Origin of the sequence: Streptomyces sp. NBC_00597 (assembly GCF_041431095.1) — a bacterium.
Lineage (GTDB): Bacteria > Actinomycetota > Actinomycetes > Streptomycetales > Streptomycetaceae > Streptomyces.
Genome location: NZ_CP107757.1, coordinates 5,092,898 through 5,111,762, shown reverse-complemented (window position 1 = coordinate 5,111,762; position 18,865 = coordinate 5,092,898). Strand labels below are relative to the sequence as shown.

General features: G+C 71.8%; 21 protein-coding genes and 1 tRNA gene. 8 read left to right on the top strand and 14 right to left on the bottom strand.

Features of this window, described 5'->3' with window-relative positions:
• Positions 1-25: 25 nt before the first annotated feature.
• The 5 genes from OG974_RS23200 to OG974_RS23180 form a co-directional block, all read right to left on the bottom strand.
• Complete coding sequence (locus tag OG974_RS23200; protein ID WP_327284591.1) at positions 26-316, bottom strand: hypothetical protein; 291 nt, start codon at positions 314-316, stop codon at positions 26-28.
• On the bottom strand, positions 313-1,158 hold the full coding sequence (locus OG974_RS23195; RefSeq protein WP_327284590.1) for an MBL fold metallo-hydrolase: 846 nt from the start codon (positions 1,156-1,158) through the stop codon (positions 313-315). The genes OG974_RS23200 and OG974_RS23195 overlap by 4 nt, the downstream gene beginning before the upstream one ends.
• A complete protein-coding gene (locus tag OG974_RS23190) occupies positions 1,155-2,054 on the bottom strand; it encodes an NUDIX hydrolase (protein WP_327284589.1) in 900 nt (299 codons plus the stop codon). The genes OG974_RS23195 and OG974_RS23190 overlap by 4 nt, the downstream gene beginning before the upstream one ends.
• Before the next feature lie 188 nt (positions 2,055-2,242).
• Positions 2,243-2,710, bottom strand: a complete 468-nt coding sequence (locus tag OG974_RS23185; RefSeq protein ID WP_327284588.1) for a RidA family protein — start codon at positions 2,708-2,710, stop codon at positions 2,243-2,245.
• The gene (locus OG974_RS23180) at positions 2,707-2,868 is read right to left on the bottom strand and encodes a DUF4177 domain-containing protein (protein ID WP_007264966.1); all 162 of its coding nucleotides are present in this window, start codon (positions 2,866-2,868) and stop codon (positions 2,707-2,709) included. The genes OG974_RS23185 and OG974_RS23180 overlap by 4 nt, the downstream gene beginning before the upstream one ends.
• Before the next feature lie 100 nt (positions 2,869-2,968).
• Between OG974_RS23180 and OG974_RS23175 the strand changes: the two genes are divergently transcribed.
• Together OG974_RS23175 and OG974_RS23170 are read left to right on the top strand one after the other, a co-directional pair.
• Positions 2,969-3,949: an ArsA-related P-loop ATPase gene (locus OG974_RS23175; RefSeq protein ID WP_327284587.1), complete on the top strand. Its 981-nt coding sequence runs from the start codon at positions 2,969-2,971 to the stop codon at positions 3,947-3,949.
• Between the two features lie 92 nt (positions 3,950-4,041).
• On the top strand, positions 4,042-5,277 hold the full coding sequence (locus OG974_RS23170) for an ArsA family ATPase (RefSeq protein ID WP_328765220.1): 1,236 nt from the start codon (positions 4,042-4,044) through the stop codon (positions 5,275-5,277).
• A gap of 61 nt (positions 5,278-5,338) precedes the next feature.
• Here OG974_RS23170 and OG974_RS23165 read toward each other — a convergent pair whose 3' ends face one another.
• Positions 5,339-5,689, bottom strand: a complete 351-nt coding sequence (locus OG974_RS23165; RefSeq protein WP_030228569.1) for a WhiB family transcriptional regulator — start codon at positions 5,687-5,689, stop codon at positions 5,339-5,341.
• 397 nt (positions 5,690-6,086) lie between these two features.
• Between OG974_RS23165 and OG974_RS23160 the strand changes: the two genes are divergently transcribed.
• A complete protein-coding gene (locus OG974_RS23160) occupies positions 6,087-8,381 on the top strand; it encodes a transglycosylase domain-containing protein (protein ID WP_327284586.1) in 2,295 nt (764 codons plus the stop codon).
• Positions 8,382-8,438: 57 nt separating this feature from the next.
• Here the strand turns inward: OG974_RS23160 and OG974_RS23155 are convergent, their stop codons facing one another.
• Entirely contained in the window at positions 8,439-8,900 is a 462-nt protein-coding gene (locus OG974_RS23155; RefSeq protein ID WP_327284585.1) for a GatB/YqeY domain-containing protein, read from the bottom strand.
• A gap of 67 nt (positions 8,901-8,967) precedes the next feature.
• Here OG974_RS23155 and OG974_RS23150 point away from each other — a divergent pair, with 67 nt between their 5' ends.
• The 3 genes from OG974_RS23150 to OG974_RS23140 all read left to right on the top strand — a co-directional run bounded on the left by OG974_RS23150 (position 8,968) and on the right by OG974_RS23140 (position 11,202).
• Positions 8,968-9,906 carry a metallophosphoesterase gene (locus OG974_RS23150; RefSeq protein WP_327284584.1) on the top strand — a complete coding sequence of 313 codons (939 nt, stop codon included), beginning with the start codon at positions 8,968-8,970 and terminating at the stop codon, positions 9,904-9,906.
• Positions 9,907-10,021: 115 nt separating this feature from the next.
• Positions 10,022-10,095, top strand: a tRNA-Pro gene (locus tag OG974_RS23145).
• A 366-nt stretch (positions 10,096-10,461) separates the two neighbouring features.
• The gene (locus OG974_RS23140; protein WP_327284583.1) at positions 10,462-11,202 is read left to right on the top strand and encodes a metallophosphoesterase; all 741 of its coding nucleotides are present in this window, start codon (positions 10,462-10,464) and stop codon (positions 11,200-11,202) included.
• Between the two features lie 12 nt (positions 11,203-11,214).
• Here the strand turns inward: OG974_RS23140 and OG974_RS23135 are convergent, their stop codons facing one another.
• The 5 genes from OG974_RS23135 to OG974_RS23115 all read right to left on the bottom strand — a co-directional run bounded on the left by OG974_RS23135 (position 11,215) and on the right by OG974_RS23115 (position 14,079).
• A complete protein-coding gene (locus OG974_RS23135; protein ID WP_328763301.1) occupies positions 11,215-11,619 on the bottom strand; it encodes a GNAT family N-acetyltransferase in 405 nt (134 codons plus the stop codon).
• Positions 11,620-11,687: 68 nt separating this feature from the next.
• Positions 11,688-12,203 carry a DUF5956 family protein gene (locus tag OG974_RS23130; RefSeq protein WP_328763300.1) on the bottom strand — a complete coding sequence of 172 codons (516 nt, stop codon included), beginning with the start codon at positions 12,201-12,203 and terminating at the stop codon, positions 11,688-11,690.
• 32 nt (positions 12,204-12,235) lie between these two features.
• Positions 12,236-13,531: a cytosine deaminase gene (codA, locus tag OG974_RS23125; RefSeq protein ID WP_329314181.1), complete on the bottom strand. Its 1,296-nt coding sequence runs from the start codon at positions 13,529-13,531 to the stop codon at positions 12,236-12,238.
• A gap of 119 nt (positions 13,532-13,650) precedes the next feature.
• A complete protein-coding gene (locus tag OG974_RS23120; protein ID WP_159044533.1) occupies positions 13,651-13,818 on the bottom strand; it encodes a hypothetical protein in 168 nt (55 codons plus the stop codon).
• 96 nt (positions 13,819-13,914) lie between these two features.
• Positions 13,915-14,079: a hypothetical protein gene (locus OG974_RS23115; protein WP_327284579.1), complete on the bottom strand. Its 165-nt coding sequence runs from the start codon at positions 14,077-14,079 to the stop codon at positions 13,915-13,917.
• Between the two features lie 102 nt (positions 14,080-14,181).
• Here OG974_RS23115 and OG974_RS23110 point away from each other — a divergent pair, with 102 nt between their 5' ends.
• Positions 14,182-15,975 carry a prolyl oligopeptidase family serine peptidase gene (locus OG974_RS23110; protein ID WP_327284578.1) on the top strand — a complete coding sequence of 598 codons (1,794 nt, stop codon included), beginning with the start codon at positions 14,182-14,184 and terminating at the stop codon, positions 15,973-15,975.
• A gap of 43 nt (positions 15,976-16,018) precedes the next feature.
• Positions 16,019-16,873, top strand: coding sequence for an SURF1 family protein (locus OG974_RS23105; protein WP_327284577.1), 855 nt, complete (start codon positions 16,019-16,021; stop codon positions 16,871-16,873).
• Here OG974_RS23105 and OG974_RS23100 read toward each other — a convergent pair.
• A complete protein-coding gene (locus OG974_RS23100) occupies positions 16,845-17,951 on the bottom strand; it encodes a hypothetical protein (RefSeq protein WP_327284576.1) in 1,107 nt (368 codons plus the stop codon). The genes OG974_RS23105 and OG974_RS23100 overlap by 29 nt on opposite strands.
• Complete coding sequence (locus OG974_RS23095; RefSeq protein WP_371644304.1) at positions 17,948-18,793, bottom strand: SigE family RNA polymerase sigma factor; 846 nt, start codon at positions 18,791-18,793, stop codon at positions 17,948-17,950. The genes OG974_RS23100 and OG974_RS23095 overlap by 4 nt, the downstream gene beginning before the upstream one ends.
• Positions 18,794-18,865 lie beyond the last annotated feature (72 nt).

Here is an 18,865-nt window from a genome sequence, read left to right as displayed (position 1 = left end):
GGGGCCCTGGGCGCCCCCTCAGGCCTCAGGCGCCCGTCAGGGCCTCGACCGCCTGCTTCGCCTCAAGGAGACCCGCCCCGGTGAGCCGGCGGTAGACCCGGATGGCCTCGACCGTGCGGCCGTCGCGCACCAGCGCCCGTACCTCGTCCAGCCCGGCCGGCTCGGGCTCCTCGATGCCGAAGTGGTCCAGGACCAGGCCCAGCCGCCGCTCCAGAAGCTCCGAGCGCCGCTCCAGGGCCTTCATCCGCAGCGTCACGGTCGAGGTGATCCAGGCTGCCGTACCAATGAGCGCGAGCAGCAGGAAAATCGTGTTCATTCGGGCCCTCCGGGGATCAGTCCGTGATCTTGAAGGTACTCCAGCTGCGCTCGTACGGACCATTCCGCGGCCGGCCAAAGCGAGCGGTCCACGTCCGCGTAGACGTGGGCGACGACCTCCTCGGGGGTGGCGTAGCCGTTCTCGACTGCGGTCTCGACCTGGGCGAGGCGGTGCGCCCGGTGGGCCAGGTAGTACTCCACCACACCCTGTGCGTCGTCCAGGACCGGCCCGTGGCCCGGGAGCACCGTCTGCACGCCGTCGTCGACCGCCAGCGAGCGCAGCCGGCGCAGCGAGTCCAGGTAGTCGCCGAGCCGGCCGTCGGGGTGGGCCACGACGGTGGTGCCGCGGCCGAGGATCGTGTCGCCGGTCAGGACGGCGCGGTCGGCGGGCAGGTGGAAGCAGAGCGAGTCGGCGGTGTGGCCAGGCGTCGGGACCACGCGCATCTCCAGGCCGCCGGTCCGGATCACGTCCCCGGCTCCGAGCCCCTCGTCGCCCAGGCGCAGGGCGGGGTCCAGGGCGCGGACCTTGGTACGGGTCAGCTCGGCGAAGCGGCCGGCGCCCTCCGCGTGGTCGGGATGGCCGTGGGTGAGGAGGGTCAGCGCGATCCGCTTGCCCGCCCGCTCGGCGGTCTCCACGACGGCGCGCAGGTGGGCCTCGTCCAGTGGGCCGGGGTCGATGACGACGGCTTCCGTGGAGTCGGGCTCCGAGACGAGCCAGGTGTTCGTGCCGTCCAGGGTCATCGCGGAGGCGTTGGGGGCCAGGATGTTGACCGCGCGGGCCGTGGCGGGCCCTGAGGTGACGATTCCGCGGGGCTGTCCGGGCAGGGCGGCGGCGTTCGTCACGGGGTGCCTCCGGGGCGGACGTGCTTGGTGAACTCGTCGTGCCCCGGCCAGCTGAGCACCAGCTCGCCGTCCACCAGCGCGGCCTCGGCCAGTACGGGGGTCAGGTCCTGGGCGGCGGCCGCGGCGAGGGCGCGGGCGGCGCTCCCGTACGGCTCCAGCGAGCGCAGCGTGGAGATGGTGGGCGGCATCATCAGCAGCTCGCCCTTGTCGTAGCCGGCGGCGGCGTCCGCGGGCTGGATCCAGACGGTCCGGTCGGCCTCGGTGGAGGCGTTGCGGGTGCGCTGGCCCTCCGGGAGGGCGGCGACGAAGAACCAGGTGTCGTAACGGCGGGGCTCGAACTCCGGGGTGATCCAGCGGGCCCAGGCGCCGAGCAGGTCGGAGCGCAGCAGCAGGCCCCGGCGGTCGAGGAAATCGGCGAAGGACAGTTCGCGGGCGACGAGGGCCTCCCGGTCGGCCTCCCAGTCGTCGCCGGTGGTGTCACCGACGACGGTGTCGGGGGTCTCCCCGGCGAGCAGGACGCCCGCCTCCTCGAAAGTCTCGCGGACGGCTCCGCAGACGATGGCCTGGGCGGTGCGGGGATCGGTGGCGAGGCGGTCGGCCCAGGCGTCGCGGCCCGGGCCCGCCCAGCCGACGAGGTGTTCCTCGTCGCGCGGGTCGACCCCGCCACCGGGATAGGCGTACGCGCCGCCGGCGAAGGCCATGGAGGCCTTGCGGCGCAGCATGTGCACGGCGGGCCCGTCGGGGGTGTCGCGGAGGAGCATGACCGTGGCGGCGCGCCGGGGTTCCACCGGAACGAGGGAACCGTCCATGAGCGCGCGGATGCGATCGGGCCATTCCGGCGGGTACCACTGACCTCCGGCGGGGGGCTGCTGCTGACCGTGCTGACCATTCGGCATGACGGGATGCTACGGGGATCCGGCCCGATGTTCGAGAGTGCCCCGGCGGCGGGCCGGGGTCTCTGCGCCGCTGCGTCCCGCCGGGGCCCTACCGCGCGAGCGGTGGGCCGGGGCGGGCACTGCGTCGGAGCACTGCGTCAGAACACGGCCCCGGGGCACTGCGTCAGGACGTGCGTCGGGGCACCGCGTCAGGGGGCGATCTCGACCTGGATCTCGACCTCGACGGGGGCGTCCAGCGGGAGCACCGCCACGCCGACGGCGCTGCGGGCGTGGACGCCCTTCTCGCCGAGGACCGCACCCAGCAGCTCGCTCGCGCCGTTCAGTACGCCCGGCTGACCCGTGAAGTCCGGGGCCGAGGCCACGAATCCGACGACCTTCACGACACGCGCGATCTTGTCCAGGTCACCGATCACGGACTTCACCGCGGCCAGGGCGTTCAGCGCGCAGGTCGCGGCCAGCTCCTTGGCCTGCTCCGGCGAGACCTCGGCGCCGACCTTGCCGGTGACCGGAAGGCTGCCCCTGACCATCGGGAGCTGCCCCGCGGTGAACACGTACGCGCCCGACCGCACGGCCGGCTGGTACGTGGCCAGCGGCGGGACGACCTCGGGCAGGGTCAGGCCGAGCCCGGCCAGCTTCGCCTCGACAGCGCCGCTCATGCCTTCTCCCGCTTGAGGTAGGCCACGAGCTGCTCGGGGTTGTTCGGGCCGGGCACGACCTGGACGAGCTCCCAGCCGTCCTCGCCCCAGGTGTCCAGGATCTGCTTGGTGGCGTGGACCAGCAGCGGGACCGTCGCGTATTCGAACTTCTTGGTCATGGGGGCGAGCGTAATGCCTGTCGCCCTGCGGGTCCGCCCGGCCGGAGGCTGGGGGAGGCTCATGCGCGGTCCGAAGGGCGAGTGGTTAGGCTCAGACGCTGTGAGCAGGCTCCAGGTGGTCAGCGGCAAGGGCGGAACCGGAAAGACCACGGTCGCCGCGGCACTCGCGCTCGCCCTCGCGCGTGAGGGCAGAAGGACGCTTCTGGTCGAGGTCGAGGGCCGGCAGGGGATCGCGCAGCTCTTCGGGGCGGAGGCGCTCCCGTACGAGGAGCGGAAGATCGCCGTCGCCTCGGGCGGCGGGGAGGTCTTCGCGCTGGCCATCGACGCCGAGCGGGCGCTGTTGGACTACCTCCAGATGTTCTACAAGCTGGGATCCGCCGGCCGTGCCCTCAAGAAGCTCGGCGCGATCGACTTCGCGACGACCATCGCGCCCGGGCTGCGGGACGTGCTGCTGACGGGCAAGGCGTGCGAGGCGGTCCGCCGCAAGGACAAGGCGGGCCGGTTCGTCTACGACCACGTGATCATGGATGCGCCGCCGACCGGGCGGATCACCCGCTTCCTGAACGTCAACGACGAGGTGGCAGGACTGGCCCGGTTCGGGCCGATCCACAATCAGGCGCAGGCCGTTATGAAGGTGCTCAAGTCCCCGGAGACGGCCGTCCATCTGGTCACGCTGCTGGAAGAGATGCCCGTCCAGGAGACCGCCGACGGGATCGCCGAGCTCCAGGAGGCCGGGCTGCCGGTGGGGCGGGTCGTCGTCAACATGGTGCGGCCGCACCACCTGGACGAGGACGCCCTGCGCGCCGCCGCCGGTGAGCGGCGGGCCGACGTGGCCAAGGCGCTGTCCCGGGCGGGTCTGGGCGGCGCGCGCCGCGGCGGGCTCGCGGAGCGGCTGGTGGACCCGCTGCTCACGCAGGCCACCGAGCACGCGAGCCGGGTGGAGCTGGAGCGCGCGCAGCGCACCGTACTGCAGCAGTTGGACGTGGCGACGTACGAACTCCCGCTGCTCGGCGCGGGGATGGATCTGGCCGGGCTGTACGAGCTGGCCTCGGAGCTGCGGAAGCAGGTGGGTGGGGAATGAGCGGGGCCACCACCAAGACCACCACCAGGACCACCGTCCACACCACCACCAGGACCGCCGGCGCGAGCGCCGGGACGAAGACGGGGATCGGCATGGACACTGCGCCGCGGCTGGCCGTGGACCGGCTGCTGGACGACCCCGCGACGCGGATCATCGTCTGCTGCGGCGCGGGCGGGGTCGGCAAGACCACCACCGCCGCGGCCCTGGGCGTACGGGCGGCGGAGCGCGGGCGGAAGGTGGTCGTGCTGACCATCGACCCGGCGCGGCGGCTCGCCCAGTCGATGGGCATCGACTCGCTGGACAACACCCCTCGCAAGGTGAAGGGGGTCGACGGCGGCGAACTGCACGCCATGATGCTCGACATGAAGCGCACCTTCGACGAGATCGTCGAAGGTCACGCGGACCCCGAGCGGGCTCAGGCCATCCTCGCGAATCCCTTCTACCAGTCGCTGTCGGCCGGCTTCGCGGGCACGCAGGAGTACATGGCGATGGAGAAGCTGGGCCAGCTGCGGGCGCGGGACGACTGGGACCTGATCGTCGTGGACACTCCGCCGAGCCGCTCCGCGCTGGACTTCCTCGACGCGCCGAAGCGGCTGGGGTCCTTCCTGGACGGGAAGTTCATCCGGGTGCTGATGGCCCCCGCGAAGGTGGGCGGCCGGGCGGGGATGAAGTTCCTCAACGTCGGCATGTCCCTGATGACCGGCACGCTCAGCAAGCTGATGGGCGCCTCACTGCTGAAGGACGTACAGACGTTCGTGGCCGCGATGGACACGATGTTCGGCGGGTTCCGCACCCGTGCGGACGCGACGTTCCGGTTGCTCCAGGCTCCGGGTACGGCGTTCCTCGTGGTCGCGGCGCCCGAGCCGGACGCGGTGCGGGAGGCTGCGTACTTCGTGGAGCGGCTGGCCGCAGAGAACATGCCGCTGGCCGGGCTCGTACTGAACCGGGTGCACGGCAGTGGTGCCGACCAGCTGTCCGCCGAGCGGGCGTTGGCCGCCGCAGAGAATCTTGAAGAAGGCGGCATTGTCGATCAGGAGTCCGGGAAAGCTGGACTTCGTGACTCGGCCGACCCGAACTCAGACCCCGATGTCGACGCCGACGCCGACGCCGATGCCGACGTGGACGAAATCACGGCAGGACTACTGCGCCTGCACGCCGAGCGGATGCAGGTGATCGCGCGCGAACAGCGCACACGCGATCGATTCACCTCCCTGCACCCCGAGGTGGCGGTGGCCGAGGTGGCCGCCCTGCCCGGCGATGTGCACGACCTCGCCGGGCTACGGGCCATCGGAGAGCGACTCGCGGCCGGGGTTCCGGCCGGAGCGTAGGCGTTCGTACGACGGCTGCCTCCGGGTACGGAGGCACTCGTACGCGGGACGCGCGAGGGGTCTACCCGGCTGCCGCGTACGTCTCGTACGAAACGTCGATCTCCGCATCGACATCCACGGTGAGGATGCCCGTACTGCGCTCGTACTCCGTGCGGGCGGTTTCGAGCAGCCGTCGCCACGAGGTGACGGTGGGACGCCTGCGCAGCAATGCGCGACGCTCCCGCTCGGTCATTCCGCCCCATACTCCGAACTCGACACGATTGTCGAGCGCGTCGGCCAGGCACTCGGTGCGCACCGGACACCCGGTACACACCGCCTTGGCCCTGTTCTGTGCCGCTCCTTGAACGAACAGTTCATCCGGATCGGTAGTGCGGCAGGCTGCCTGCGCACTCCAGTCGGTAACCCAGCCCATCCCGGCGCCGTCCTCTCCCGAATCGAGGCTCCCCCACGGCGGTAGCGGCATATTCACCGCTGCCAGTTGAGGACGTTACGGAAGGCGGGCACGGTGCAACACCCCCGACGGGCCCAATCTTGAATGGTCCGAACGGACTATGGGTAAGCGGCAGATCACCCGACGGAGTGATCCGGCGACATGCGCGACCATTCCGGCAATTCGGATGGAATCGGCGGACCATGGACGAACGACCGTCAGGGTGAGGGGCGAGATTCGGACATAAGTCCACCCCATTCGGGAAGGGTGAAAATCAAGCCGAGGGGTTGATGTCGCACCACACTGCTGTGACAGTTGGGGACAGCTTAGGCCAAGGCATTCGCGCGTGTCCGGCGAATGAGAACGTAGGCTGCCCTCCATGGGAAAGAAGCGCTCGGGCGCCGGGCTCACGGGGCCGCAGCAGGCCGCCAAGTTCCTCGGGGTGTCCGTTCTCTCCGGAGTTGTGCTGGCCGGCATCGCGATCCCGGGCGCAGGCGCCCTGGGGCTCGCCGCGAAGGGCACGGTCGAGGGATTCGATGAGATCCCGGCCAATCTGAAGACACCGCCGCTGAGTCAGCGCACGACGATTCTGGACGCCGAAGGTGGCTTGATCGCCACGGTCTATTCACGGGACCGGCAGGTGGTACCGCTCACGGCCATCTCCCCGTACATGCAGAAGGCGATCGTCGCGATCGAGGACTCGCGTTTCTACGAGCACGGCGCGGTCGACCTGAAGGGCATCCTGCGCGCGGTCAACCGCAACGCGCAGGAGGGCGGCGCCGCGCAGGGCGCCTCCACGTTGACGCAGCAGTACGTGAAGAACGTGTTCGTCGAGGAGGCCGGCGACGACGAGACCAAGGTGCGCGAGGCCCAGGAGAAGAGCCTCGGCCGCAAGATCCGCGAGCTGAAGTACTCGATCCAGGTCGAGGAGGAACTCGGGAAGAAGAAGATCCTTGAGAACTACCTCAACATCACGTACTTCGGCCAGCAGGCATACGGAATCGAATCCGCCGCTCAGCGCTACTTCAGCAAGCCGGCCAAGGACCTGACCCTGGACGAGTCGGCGCTGCTGGCGGGCGTCGTGCAGTCGCCGAGCCGGTTCGACCCGGTGAACGACGTGCAGGAGGCGACGAAGCGCCGGAACGTCGTCCTCCAGCGGATGGCCGACATGAAGGACGTCTCGCAGGCCGAGGCGGACGAGGCCAAGAAGAAGCCGGTGACGCTGAAGGTGACGCGCCCGAAGAACGGCTGCATCACCGCCGTCAAGGGCGCGGGCTTCTACTGCGACTACGTGCGCAACACCTTCTTGACCGACCCGGTGTTCGGCAAGACCCGCGAGGAGCGGGCCAAGCTCTGGAACCAGGGCGGCCTGACCGTGCGTACGACGCTGGACCCCCAGTCGCAGGAGTCCGTCAACGAGTCGATCAAGGAGCACGTCAACCAGGACGACAAGGTCGCCACGGCCGTCACCCTGGTACAGCCGGGCACCGGCCGCGTCCTCGCCATGGGCCAGTCCAAGCCGTACGGCTTCGGCAAGAACGAGACCCAGATCAACTTCTCCGTGGACAAGCGGATGGGCGGGTCGAACTTCGGCTTCCCCACGGGTTCGACCTTCAAGCCGTTCGTCGCGGCCGCGGCCATCGAGCGGGGCGTATCGCCCGGCAAGACGTACCTGTCCCCGCACGACATGGAGTACCCGAGCCCGGTGCAGACCTGCGGCGACAAGCCCTGGGTCAACACCTCCCACGACCGGGTCGAGAACGAATCCGAGTCCGAGCGCGGCCCGTACGGCATGCAGGACGCGATGGCCAAGTCCGTCAACACGTACTTCGTGGAGATGATCTCCGAGAACGGGCTGTGCCCCGTGACCGAGATGACCACCAAGCTCGGCGTGATCCCGGCCGACGGGACGAAGCTGCCCGAGGTCCCGGCGATCGCGCTCGGCACCGAGGGCATGTCGCCGCTGACCATGGCGAACGCCTACGCGACCTTCGCCAACCGCGGCGTGTACTGCACCCCCATCACCCTGGAGTCCATCACCGACTCGCACGGCAAGGCCCTGGCCGTGCCGAAGTCCCAGTGCGACCGCGTCATGTCGGAGAAGACCGCCGACACCATCAACACGCTGCTGCTCGGCGTGGTCGACTCCGGTACGGGTACCGCCGCGGGTCTGACCGACCGGCAGAACGCGGGCAAGACCGGCACCACCGACAGCCGTTACAACGCATGGTTCGTCGGGTACACGCCGAACATGGCCGGCGCGACCTGGGTCGGCTCGGGCGGCTCCAAGCAGGTGTCGATGGAGAACATCACCATCGGCGGCCAGTACTACGACAAGGTCTACGGCGGCGGGCTGCCCGGCCCGATCTGGAAGCAGGCGGTCTCGGGCGCGCTGTCGGGCCGGGAGGCACCGAACTTCACCACGGTGGCCATCCCGGAGGGCGGAATGCCCACCGGCGGCGGCCGACCCAGCACGAACCCGAACCCGAACCCGACCCCGAACAAGCCGGGCAAGCCCGGCAAGCCGGGCGGCGACAACAAGCCCGGCGGCCGCCCCGGCGGTCAGACGGCTGCGGGCACCATGGGCGGTGCGACGGGCGGCAACACCCCGCCGAACCCGTTCCCGAACATCACCCTGGATCCGGGCGTGATCGGCGGCCCGGAGGAGCAGTAGGAAAGAGGAAGGGCCCCGCCCGCGCAACGCGCGGGCGGGGCCCTCTTCTCTGTCCTCTTACGAAAGCTGCTTCTTGACGGCGGCGGCGACCCGGCCGCCCTCCGCCAGACCGGCCACCTTCGGGCCCACGATCTTCATGACGGCACCCATGGCCCGCGGCCCCTCGGCGCCCGCCGCCTTGGCCTCCTCGACGGCCTGCGCCACGATCGCGCCGAGCTCGTCGTCGCCGAGCTGCTTGGGCAGGTACGTGTCGAGGAACTCGCCCTCCGCCGTCTCGCGCGCGGCCTGCTCGGGACGACCACCCTGCGCGAAGGCCTCCGCGGCCTCGCGGCGCTTCTTCGCCTCCTTGGCGATCACCTTCAGCACCTCGTCGTCGGAGAGCACGCGCGCTTCCTTGCCCGCGACCTCCTCCTTGGTGATGGCGGAGAGCGTCAGGCGCAGCGTGGACGAGTGCAGCTCGTCGCGCGCCCTGATGGCGGTGGTGAGGTCTTCCTGGAGCTTGGCTTTGAGCGTGGTCATGAGCCGAGTCTGCCAGGTCATGGGGCAGTGGCGCCCGCCGGTTTTCCGCGTCTGCGACGATGGGGCCATGCGTGCGCGTTACGGAGTACCCCTGAAGGTCACCGCATCGATCGCGGCCGTGGGGGCCGCTGGTGTGGCCTATGCCGCCGGTTTCGAGGCGCGGTCCTTCCGCCTGCGCCGGATCACCGTGCCGGTCCTCCCCGCCGGGATGCGCCCGCTGCGCGTGCTCCAGGTCTCCGACATCCACATGGTCGGCGGACAGCACAAGAAGCGCGCCTGGCTCCAGTCCCTGGCCGGCCTGCGCCCGGACTTCGTGGTGAACACCGGCGACAACCTCTCCGACACCGAGGGCGTTCCGGAGGTGCTGGACGCCCTGGGCCCCCTGATGTCCTTCCCCGGCGTGTACGTCTTCGGGTCGAACGACTACTACGGGCCGCGGCTGCGCAACCCCGGGCGCTACCTGATCGAGAAGGTCCAGGGGCGGCACGGCCTGAACGGCAACAAGCCGGTCGTCGGCGCCGTGCACAACCCGTGGGAGGAGATGCGGGACGCCTTCGACGCGGCGGGCTGGGTCAACCTCACCAACACCCGCGGCCGCCTGAAACTGCCCGGCTTGGAACTGGCCTTCACCGGCCTCGACGACCCGCACATCAAGCGCGACCGCTACGCGCGGGTGGCGGGCGGGCCGGAAGCCGACGCCGACTTCTCCATGGCCGTCGTGCACGCCCCGTACCTGCGGGTCCTGGAGTCCTTCACGGCCGACCGGTACCCGCTGATCCTGGCGGGGCACACCCACGGCGGGCAGCTGTGCATCCCCTTCTACGGGGCGCTCGTCACCAACTGCGACCTGGACACCAAGCGGGTCAAGGGGCTCTCCACGCACGAGGCGGACGGCCACCGCGCCTACCTCCACGTCTCGGCGGGGTGCGGCACGAACCGCTACACCCCGGTCCGCTTCGCCTGCCCCCCGGAAGCCACCCTCCTGACCCTGACCCCGAAGGCCTGACCCCCACCGGTCCGGGGCCCGTCGCCCCCCTCGCGAAAACCGGATTTCGTCTCCGGCCGAGGGTCCGCTAAAGTAATCGATGTCGCCAAGACAGCAACTGCTGCAAGGCGGCGATCGGGGTGTAGCGCAGCTTGGCAGCGCGCTTCGTTCGGGACGAAGAGGTCGTGGGTTCAAATCCCGCCACCCCGACAGAGTAAGACCAGGTGAGAGCCGGTGCAGGGAAACCTGCACCGGCTCTTTCTGCGTCTGGGTGTCTCACTGGGTGACCAAGGGCTCGGAGCGGCCCCGAAGATCTCGTCCGTGGCCGTCGCCCCCGTCTGGATCACCAGCCGGACCTGCTTCCGATAGACCGCTTCGGTGACGGCCGGCCCCGAAAGCCCGATGAGCCGGGAGGTCTCGTCGAGCGGGCCCCCAGGTCGGAGATCAGCGGGACGAAGCCGATCTCCGGTGGGGTGCGACGAGTTGGGCTCGGGGAGGGGTGGCGCGGGTAGCGTCGGGGAGGACCGGGCCGGGGCGCTTCCCCGTCGCGGCCGGACCCTCCCGGAAGGACGACCCGTGACCGTCATCGCGCATGTCAGTGATCTGCACTTGGACCTCTCGGAGCGGGCCACGCGGCGGGCGCTCACGATCATGAACTATCTACGGGACCTGCCCGGGCCCCTCGATGCCGTCCTGGTCTCCGGGGACATCGCCGACCACGGCGCGGCGGACGAGTACGCGCAGGCCCGCGAGCTGTTCGAGCTGCCGTACCCGGTGCTGGTGCTGCCCGGCAACCACGACCGGCGGGCGGCGTTCCGTACCGGGCTGCTGGACGGCAAGCCGGACGACGAGGAACTGAACCAGGTCGTCCGGACGCCCGGAGCCGTCTTCGTGCTGTGCGACTCGACGATCCCGGGCAGCGACGAGGGCCTGCTCAGTGATCACACCCTGCGGTGGCTCGACGGGACGCTGACCGCCGAGGGGGGTGAGCTGCCCGTGTTCGTGTGCTTCCACCACCCGCCGGTCGACCTGCACACCCCGCACGTGGACCGGGTCCGGCAGTTCGGTGAGGAGCGGCTCGCCGCGGTGCTGGGGCGCCACCCGCAGGTCGTGGCCCTGCTGTGCGGGCACGCGCACGTCGCCGCCGCCACGACGTTCGCGGGCCTGCCGCTGCTCGTCGCGCCCGGGGTCGCCTCGACCGTTCCGCTGCCCTTCGAGGGGCGGCCCGTCGTGGACCACGAGCTGGCGCCGGCGCTGGCGTTCCACGTGTTGGACGAGCAGTGGCGGCTGGTCACGCACTATCGGACGCTCGGCTAGTCCGTTTCAGGTTCAGCCGAGTGCGGCCAGGGTCCAGGCGGACTCGTGGCGGTCGAACCCGATGTGTGGGTAGTACTCCACCGCGGCCGGGGCCGCGAGCAGGACGAGCTTGGCCTGCGGCGCGGCCTCCCGGGTGACCCGGATCAGGTCCCGGCCCACGCCCCGGCGCTGGAACTCGGTGTCCACGGCGAGGTCGCCCAGGTACGTGACGTAACAGCCGTCGGTGACCGAGCGGGCGATGCCGATCAGCCGGCCGTCGAGGCGGGCGGTGACCACGAGGTTGGCGCCGGCGAGCATCTTGGTGAACCGTTCGACGTCGTCGATGGGACGGCGCTCTCCGAGGGTGGACGCGCGGTAGAGGGCGGTGACTTCGGCGACGTCGAGGCTGGCGCCCACGACGGGCTCACACTTCCACATGGCTTTCCGGCTCCTTGCTCGGTTCTTCCGGTCGGGCGTTCACATGATCGCCGGTGCCGGGGAGGCCGTCAGCAGTCGGGTCCGTCGGCCATCGAGTCGAGTTCGGCGCGGGTTAGTGCGAGAAAGTCGGCGGTGGGCCGGGCCTCCACGCCGCGCTCCCGCGCCACCGCGCGCACGTGTGCCAGGACCGCCCCCACCGTGGGAAAGGAACCGAGCGGGCGCAGCAGCCACAGCCGGCCCTGCGGCCGGGGCGGGAGGCCGAGGCCCGTGAGGACCTCCTCGGCCTCCCAGTCGAGGTCGTGCAGGTCGGGGTCGGCGAGCGGGGCGGCCTCGACGTCGGTGATGTGCCCGTGGCCGTCGAGCCCGGTCCGGACCGCCCAGTGGGTGGACCGGTCCGGGATCCAGGTCCGGGACGCCGGGGGCCACACGTACGGGAGGAACACCCACAGCGTGTCCTCGGGCGCGGGTTCCCAGCCGAGCACCTCCAGCTCCCGGACCTCGGGCAGCCGGTCCGGCTCCTGTTCGCTGCGGCCGGTCCGGCGCAGTGCGAGCGGGTGCGGTGTTCCGTCCTCGTCCCACGACATGCGCGCAGGCTACCGCCGGAGCGGGCGGCGGCCTACGACCGGCGGAAGTCCACCTGCGCGGGTGGTTCCCCCGGCCAGTTCAGCCGTGTCGGCACGGGCGGCGTCTCAGCGATCACGGTGCCCCGCGCGACCACGTACCGCGGCCGGACCTGGCGGCGCAGGGCTTCCGCGGGGGTTTCGGCGGGCAGCAGCACGAACGAGGCGGGAGCGCCCTCCGCGATGCCGTACTCGGCGGCCGTCAGGCCCAGTACGCGCGCCGCACGCTCCGTCACCATCTCGAAGGCCACCGGGATTTCGTCCGCTCCGGTGAGCTGGGCCGCGTACAGGCCGACGAGGGCGGTCTGGAGCGGGTTCGCCGTACCGAGGGCGTTCCACGGGTCCATCACGTCGTCGTGGCCGAAGGCGACGTTGACGCCCGCCGCCAGCATCTCCTTGACCTGCGTGAGGCCGCGCCGCTTGGGGTAGTCGTCGAAGCGCCCTTGGAGGTTGAGGTTCGCGAAGGGGTTGGAGACCAGGTTGATCCCGGAACGGGACAGCAGCCGCCGGAGTTTGAAGCTGTACGCGCCGCCGTAGGAGCCCATCGCCGTGGTGTGCGAGGCCGTCGCCCGCTCCCGCAGCCCCGTGCGCAGCGCGAGCGCGGCCAGCACCTCCACGAAGCGGGACTGCTCGTCGTCGATCTCGTCGCAGTGGGCGTCCACGCGCAGGCCGTGTTCCCCGGCCACCGCGAAGGCGATGCCCAGCGAGGCGACGCCGTCCTCGCGGGTGTCCTCGAAGTGCGGGATCGCCCCGACGACGTCGGCGCCGCGCCGGACCGCCTCGCGCAGCAGCGCCTCGCCGTCCGGGAAGGAGACGATGCCCTCCTGCGGGAAGGCGACGATCTGCAGGGTCAGGACGTCCCGGACCCGGTCGCGGACCTCCAGCAGCGCGTCCAGGGCGGTGAGCGACGGGTCGGTGACGTCGCAGTGCGTCCGCACGTGCAGCACGCCCTGGGCCGCCTGCCAGCGCAGCACCTGCGTGGCCCGCGCGACGACGTCCTCACGGGTCAGGGTCCGCTTGCGCTCGCTCCAGCAGGCGATGCCCTCCCACAGCGTCCCCGAGGCGTTCGGGCGCGGTTCCCCGGCGGTCAGGGCCGTGTCCAGGTGGATGTGCGGTTCGACGAAGGGGGCCGTCAGCAGCCCGCCGTGCGCCTCGATCAGCACGCCGGTGGCCGGTGGCTCCTTCTGGTCGTCGTACGGGACCACCCGCGCGATCCGGCCGTCCTCGGCGACCTCGACGTCGGACAGGCCGTCGGTGTGGAGCAGCCGGGCGCCCCGGACGATCATCCGCATGCGGCCAGCCTACGACCGTGGCCCGTGGTTCCCGGGAGGAACCACGAGCCACGACCGGTGAATCCTTGACCCTGAATCCGCGGGCAGCGGCAGCGGAGGTCGCTCGGCCTCCGGTGGTCTCAGCCGCGCTTGGCCTGGGCCTTCTGCTGCATGCCCCGCGTCTTCGCGGAGACGGACTGCACGTCTTTGACCGCTGCCTTGGCGCGTGCCTCGGCCGCCGTGTTCTTCGCCCGTTCCCGCTCGCGCTCCGCGGCCTGTGCCGTACCGGCACGAGCCTTCTTGGCCATGGTCACTCCTCCTCGGGACGCACCGGAGGGTCTACGCCCTCCACTGTCCCTCCGTCGGGAGGAGGCGGCATCCTCGGAGAGGTCTGCAGCAGTGGGTCAGCCGCGCCCGCCCTTGCGGCGCTGCTCGCGCATCTGGTCCTCCTTCATGGCCATCGTCTGCGCCTCCCGTACGTCCTCGACCAGCTGCGCCGGCTTGTTCGGCATTTGGGATTCCGACGTCCGACGGTCCTCGTGAGTCTGTTCCTTGCGCTTGTTCGCCATGATCACTCCTCACTGGAAAACGGCTGGGTGGGACCCCGCCCACGCTGCCTCCTCCCGGCAGTCCCGACCATCCGGCAGCGCCAATCGGGTTACATGGGGGGTATGACTGACAACACGGCCATGCCCGACTGGGAGAAGCGCTTCCGGGCGCCGCGCGTCGGGCTGCCCGACTGGGCGGAGGACGCCCCGGACCGCTCGCTCTTCGTCTCGAACGCGACCGGGACGTACGAGCTCTACGCGTGGGACCGGGCCACCGGCACGCAGCGGCAGGCGACGGACCGGCCCAACGGGACCACCGACGGAACCCTCTCTCCCGACGGCGAGTGGATCTGGTGGTTCTCCGACACCGACGGCGACGAGTTCGGCACCTGGGTGCGCCAGCCCTTCGCGGGCGGCCCCGACGAGCCGGCCACCCCCGGGCTGGAGCCCTCGTACCCCGCCGGGCTCGCCATCGGCCGCGACGGGACGTCGGTCGTCGGCCGGTCCACCGACGAGGACGGCTCGACCATCCACGTGCTGCGGCCGGACGCCGCCGCGCCGGAGGTGATCTACCGGCACCGGGAGTCGGCCGGAGTCGGCGACCTCTCCTACGACGGGACCCTGATCGCGATCGAGCACACCGAGCACGGGGACGCCATGCACTCGGCGCTGCGCGTGGTCACCCTCGACGGCGCCACGGTCGCCGAGCTCGACGACTCCCGGGGCGGCACGGTCGAGCTGGGCCTGGAGGTCCTCGGCTTCGCCCCGGTCGCGGGTGACACCCGGCTGCTGGTCGGCCACCAGCGGCGCGGCCGCTGGGAGCCGATGGTGTGGGACGTGGCCACCGGGGCCGAGCAGGACCTGGCGGTCGAGCTGCCCGGCGACGTCAGCGCCGAGTGGTACCCGGACGGCTCCGCCCTGCTGATCGCGCACGGTTTCGAGGCGCGCAGCGAGCTCTGGCGCTACGACCTGGCCTCGCGGGACCTCGTCAAGGTGGACACCCCGCCCGGCACGGTCTCGGGTGCGACGGCTCGGCCCGACGGCACGGTGGAGTACCAGTGGTCCTCGGCGGCCGAGCCCTCGTCCGTACGGTCGACCGCGGGCGGGATCGTCCTGGACCCGCCCGGGTTCCGGCCGCCCGGCTCGCTGCCGGTGGAGGACGTGTGGGTGGAGGGCCCCGGCGGGCGGATCCACGCGCTGGCCCAGCGCCCGACGGGCCACGGCGACGGGCCGTTCCCGACCGTGTTCGAGGTACACGGCGGGCCGACCTGGCACGACAGCGACGCCTTCGCGGCGGCCCCCGCGGCCTGGCTGGACCACGGCTTCGCGGTCGTCCGGGTCAACTACCGGGGCTCGACGGGGTACGGCCGGGAGTGGACCGACGCCCTCAAGCACCGCGTCGGCCTGATCGAGCTGGAGGACATCGCCGCCGTCCGGGAGTGGGTGGTGGCCTCGGGCCTCGCCGACCCGGCGCGGCTGGTGCTCTCCGGCGGCTCCTGGGGCGGCTACCTGACCCTGCTGGGCCTGGGCACGCAGCCCGGGGCCTGGGCCGTGGGGCTGGCCGCCGTACCGGTCGCCGACTACGTCACGGCGTACCACGACGAGATGGAGGCACTGAAGTCCCTGGACCGCACCCTCTTCGGCGGGACCCCGGAGGAGGTCCCGGACCGCTTCGAGGCATCCTCGCCGCTCACGTACGTCGACGCGGTGAAGGCCCCCGTCCACATCGCGGCGGGCGTCAACGACCCGCGCTGCCCGATCCGGCAGATCGACAACTACGTCGACCGGCTGGCCGCGCGCGGGGCGGTGCACGAGGTGTACCGGTACGACGCCGGGCACGGCTCGCTCGTCGTGGAGGAACGGATCAAGCAGGTCCGGATGGAGCTGGACTTCGTGCTGAAGCACCTGCCGCGGTAGCCCCGGCCCCGAAGATCCGGTGCACCCCCCGTACGGTGGTGGGGTGCACCGGTTTCTCCTGACCCCGCGCTGGTGGGGGATCAACGTCTTCGTCGCGCTCGCCGTGCCCGTCTGCCTGTTCATGGGGACCTGGCAGCTCGGCCGGTTCGAGGACCGCGTCGACACGCACCGGGAGGCGACCGCGGAGCGGCCCGCCGCCGAGGCCGCCGCGCCGCTGGAATCGCTGCTGCCGGTGGACCAGAAGACCTCCGGACGCCTGGCTTCCACCTCCGGCGAGTACGCCGAGCAGCTGCTGGTCCCCGACCGCCGGCTCGACGGCAAGAGCGGCTTCTACGTCCTGACCCTGCTCAAGACCGACTCCGGCAAGGCCGTCCCGGTGGTCCGGGGCTGGCTGGCGGGCCCCGCGGACGAGGCGAAGGCCCCGGCCGCGCCGACCGGGCGGGTCGAGGTCACGGGCTCGCTCCAGGCTTCCGAGAACTCCACCACCAAGGGCGTGCACGCCGAGGGCGGCCTGCCGGCCGGGCAGCTCGGGGTGATCGGGGCGGCCTCGCTGGTCAACCTCGTGCCGTACGAGCTGTACGACGCCTGGCTGACGGTGCAGACCCCGGTGGACGGCATGACCCCGGTGCCCGCGCAGGCTCCGAGCAACACCGGGCTCGACCTGAAGGCCTTCCAGAACCTCGGCTACACCGGCGAGTGGTTCGTCTTCGCCGCGTTCGTACTGTTCATGTGGTTCCGGCTCTACCGCCGCGAGGTGGAGACCCTGCGCGACGCCGAGGCCGGGCTGTTGCCGGAGGAGCCCGCTTCCATCGGGACCACGGCCACGGCTGCCGCCACGGCCACGACTACGGCTTCCGCCGCGGCTCCCGCTACGGCTTCGGCGCGTCCAGCGGAATGACGCCCGTCCGGTAAACCGTTCCGCCACAGGCCGACGGGATGGTCGTCTGCGTGGTCGGCGCACCCGGCGGCGCCGTGTTCGGCGTGTGCGTCACCGCCACCCCGGTCGTCTCCGGGGTCTTGGCGCCCGACTCCGGCTCCGGACCCGTCGCTGCGGCAGCGCCGCCCGCCGTGCGCTGCCCGGTGTCCGGGGCGCTGCTCACCGGAGGCTTGGGGCCCGGGTCGGGCGTGGCCGCCGGGCAGGGCTGAGCCGAGGGCACCCACGCGAAGCGGACCTCGTACGCCGTGTACGGCTGGAGCAGCAGCAGCGGCGTCTCCGTCGACGGGTCGGGCAGCCCTGCCGCCGGGTCCCCCGCAGTGTGGCCGACCACGGTGACCCCCGCGCTCTGGCCGGAGGCGGCCGCGGACACCGGGGCCGCGGTCACGGTGTCCGGGCCGATGACGGTGCAGCCGCGCGCCGACATGTTGGTGACCTTGAAGCTGCCGTACACCTTGCCGTCGGCCTCGGGGGCCTGTGCACTGCCCTGCACCCCGAGCTGCTCCGCGCTACAGCCGGGTACGCCGGGCGCCGCCGGGGGCATCGGGCCGGTGCCGGCCGAGGCCCCCGCCGAGGCGCCCCCGGTGTCCGGGCCGGCCACTGCCCCGCCACCGGTCGGGGAGCTGCCGCTCTGCGCATCCGGCTGCACGCCGGGGCCGCCCGTCTCCACGCCCGTGCCGGCGTCCTTGCCGGGCTGGGGACGGGCGCCGGAGCCGTTCTGGTGTGGATCGGAGGTGCCGCCGCCCGCCGTGGCACCGGGCTGCTCGCCGTGCCCGGCCATGGCGGAGTGGTCGGTGGCGGAGCCCTCTCCGCCGGTGATGTGCAGGTGCAGGGCCGCCGGGACGGCCGTCCCGGCCAGGAGCACGGCCGCCACCGCCCCGATGACGGCCTGCCGCTTGCGGGTCCGGCGTACGGGGACCGCGTACCGCAGCCGCTCCAGCGCGCCCTCGGAGGGCTCCAGGCTCTCGACGGCCCCGCGCAGCAGGCTCCGCAGCGCCTGTTCCTCGCTCGCCCCGCCCGGCGGAGTGTGGTCGTCCATCATGACTGCGCAGCCTCCATCGCCACCCGCAGCGCGGCAATGCCCCGCGATCCGTACGCCTTGACCGAGCCGAGCGAGACTCCGAGCGTCTCGGCGACCTGGGCCTCCGTCATGTCCGCGAAGTACCTCAGCACCAGCACCTCGCGCTGACGCCGCTGGAGTCCGCGCATCGCCTTGATGAGATCGTCCCGTTCCAGCTGGTCGTACGCGCCCTCTTCGGCACTGGCCATGTTCGGCATCGGCTTCGAGAGGAGCTTGAGGCCGAGGATGCGGCGGCGCAGCGCGGAGCGCGAGAGGTTGACGACTGTCTGGCGGAGATACGCCAGTGTCTTGTCCCGATCGCGAACCCGGTTGCGGGCCGAGTGGACACGGATGAACGCCTCCTGGACGACGTCCTCGCAGGAGGCGGTGTCGTCGAGGAGCAGCGCGGCGAGGCCGAGCAGGGAGCGGTAGTGGGCCCGGTAGGTCTCGGTGAGGTGGTCGACCGTGGTGCCGGCCACGACGACCGGCTCGGCGGCCGCGGTCTCGGCAGCGGCGGACCCCGCGGCCCCGGTTTCGGCGGCCGTGGACTCGGCAGCGGACTCGGCAGCGGCGGACCCGGTGGCGGACGCCTCCTCCCCGCTCCCCGCGGCCTCCGCGCTATCGCGGGGCGCGGGCACGCGGCCGCCCCGGGTCGGTAGGGCGGAGGGCACTGCGAGCGGTATCGCGGACGGCACGGCCGGCGGGACGGGAACGATCACCGGGAAGCCGCCGGACGCGGACACGGGCACGCGGGAAGGCCGGCGCGGCGCACTGATTGCGCTGCGCGCCGGTACGACGGCGAAGTCGAGAAGTGCCTCTGCCACGCCAGTTGGACACGCGTCCCCCCACCAGGGTTGTACGCGTGAGGCCGCCTCACCAGCAAAATCCCCGTTGCC

Coding starts and splice junctions, on each gene's coding strand:
- OG974_RS23120 (WP_159044533.1), bottom strand. CDS start 13,818: ATGGCCAAGAAGGCTCGTGCCGGTACGGCACAGGCCGCGGAGCGCGAG.
- OG974_RS23170 (WP_328765220.1), top strand. CDS start 4,042: ATGGACACTGCGCCGCGGCTGGCCGTGGACCGGCTGCTGGACGACCCC.
- OG974_RS23165 (WP_030228569.1), bottom strand. CDS start 5,689: ATGGGCTGGGTTACCGACTGGAGTGCGCAGGCAGCCTGCCGCACTACC.
- OG974_RS23135 (WP_328763301.1), bottom strand. CDS start 11,619: ATGTGGAAGTGTGAGCCCGTCGTGGGCGCCAGCCTCGACGTCGCCGAA.
- OG974_RS23160 (WP_327284586.1), top strand. CDS start 6,087: ATGGGAAAGAAGCGCTCGGGCGCCGGGCTCACGGGGCCGCAGCAGGCC.
- OG974_RS23150 (WP_327284584.1), top strand. CDS start 8,968: ATGCGTGCGCGTTACGGAGTACCCCTGAAGGTCACCGCATCGATCGCG.
- OG974_RS23100 (WP_327284576.1), bottom strand. CDS start 17,951: ATGATGGACGACCACACTCCGCCGGGCGGGGCGAGCGAGGAACAGGCG.
- OG974_RS23130 (WP_328763300.1), bottom strand. CDS start 12,203: ATGTCGTGGGACGAGGACGGAACACCGCACCCGCTCGCACTGCGCCGG.
- OG974_RS23200 (WP_327284591.1), bottom strand. CDS start 316: ATGAACACGATTTTCCTGCTGCTCGCGCTCATTGGTACGGCAGCCTGG.
- OG974_RS23185 (WP_327284588.1), bottom strand. CDS start 2,710: ATGAGCGGCGCTGTCGAGGCGAAGCTGGCCGGGCTCGGCCTGACCCTG.
- codA (WP_329314181.1), bottom strand. CDS start 13,531: ATGCGGATGATCGTCCGGGGCGCCCGGCTGCTCCACACCGACGGCCTG.
- OG974_RS23115 (WP_327284579.1), bottom strand. CDS start 14,079: ATGGCGAACAAGCGCAAGGAACAGACTCACGAGGACCGTCGGACGTCG.
- OG974_RS23180 (WP_007264966.1), bottom strand. CDS start 2,868: ATGACCAAGAAGTTCGAATACGCGACGGTCCCGCTGCTGGTCCACGCC.
- OG974_RS23110 (WP_327284578.1), top strand. CDS start 14,182: ATGACTGACAACACGGCCATGCCCGACTGGGAGAAGCGCTTCCGGGCG.
- OG974_RS23155 (WP_327284585.1), bottom strand. CDS start 8,900: ATGACCACGCTCAAAGCCAAGCTCCAGGAAGACCTCACCACCGCCATC.
- OG974_RS23190 (WP_327284589.1), bottom strand. CDS start 2,054: ATGCCGAATGGTCAGCACGGTCAGCAGCAGCCCCCCGCCGGAGGTCAG.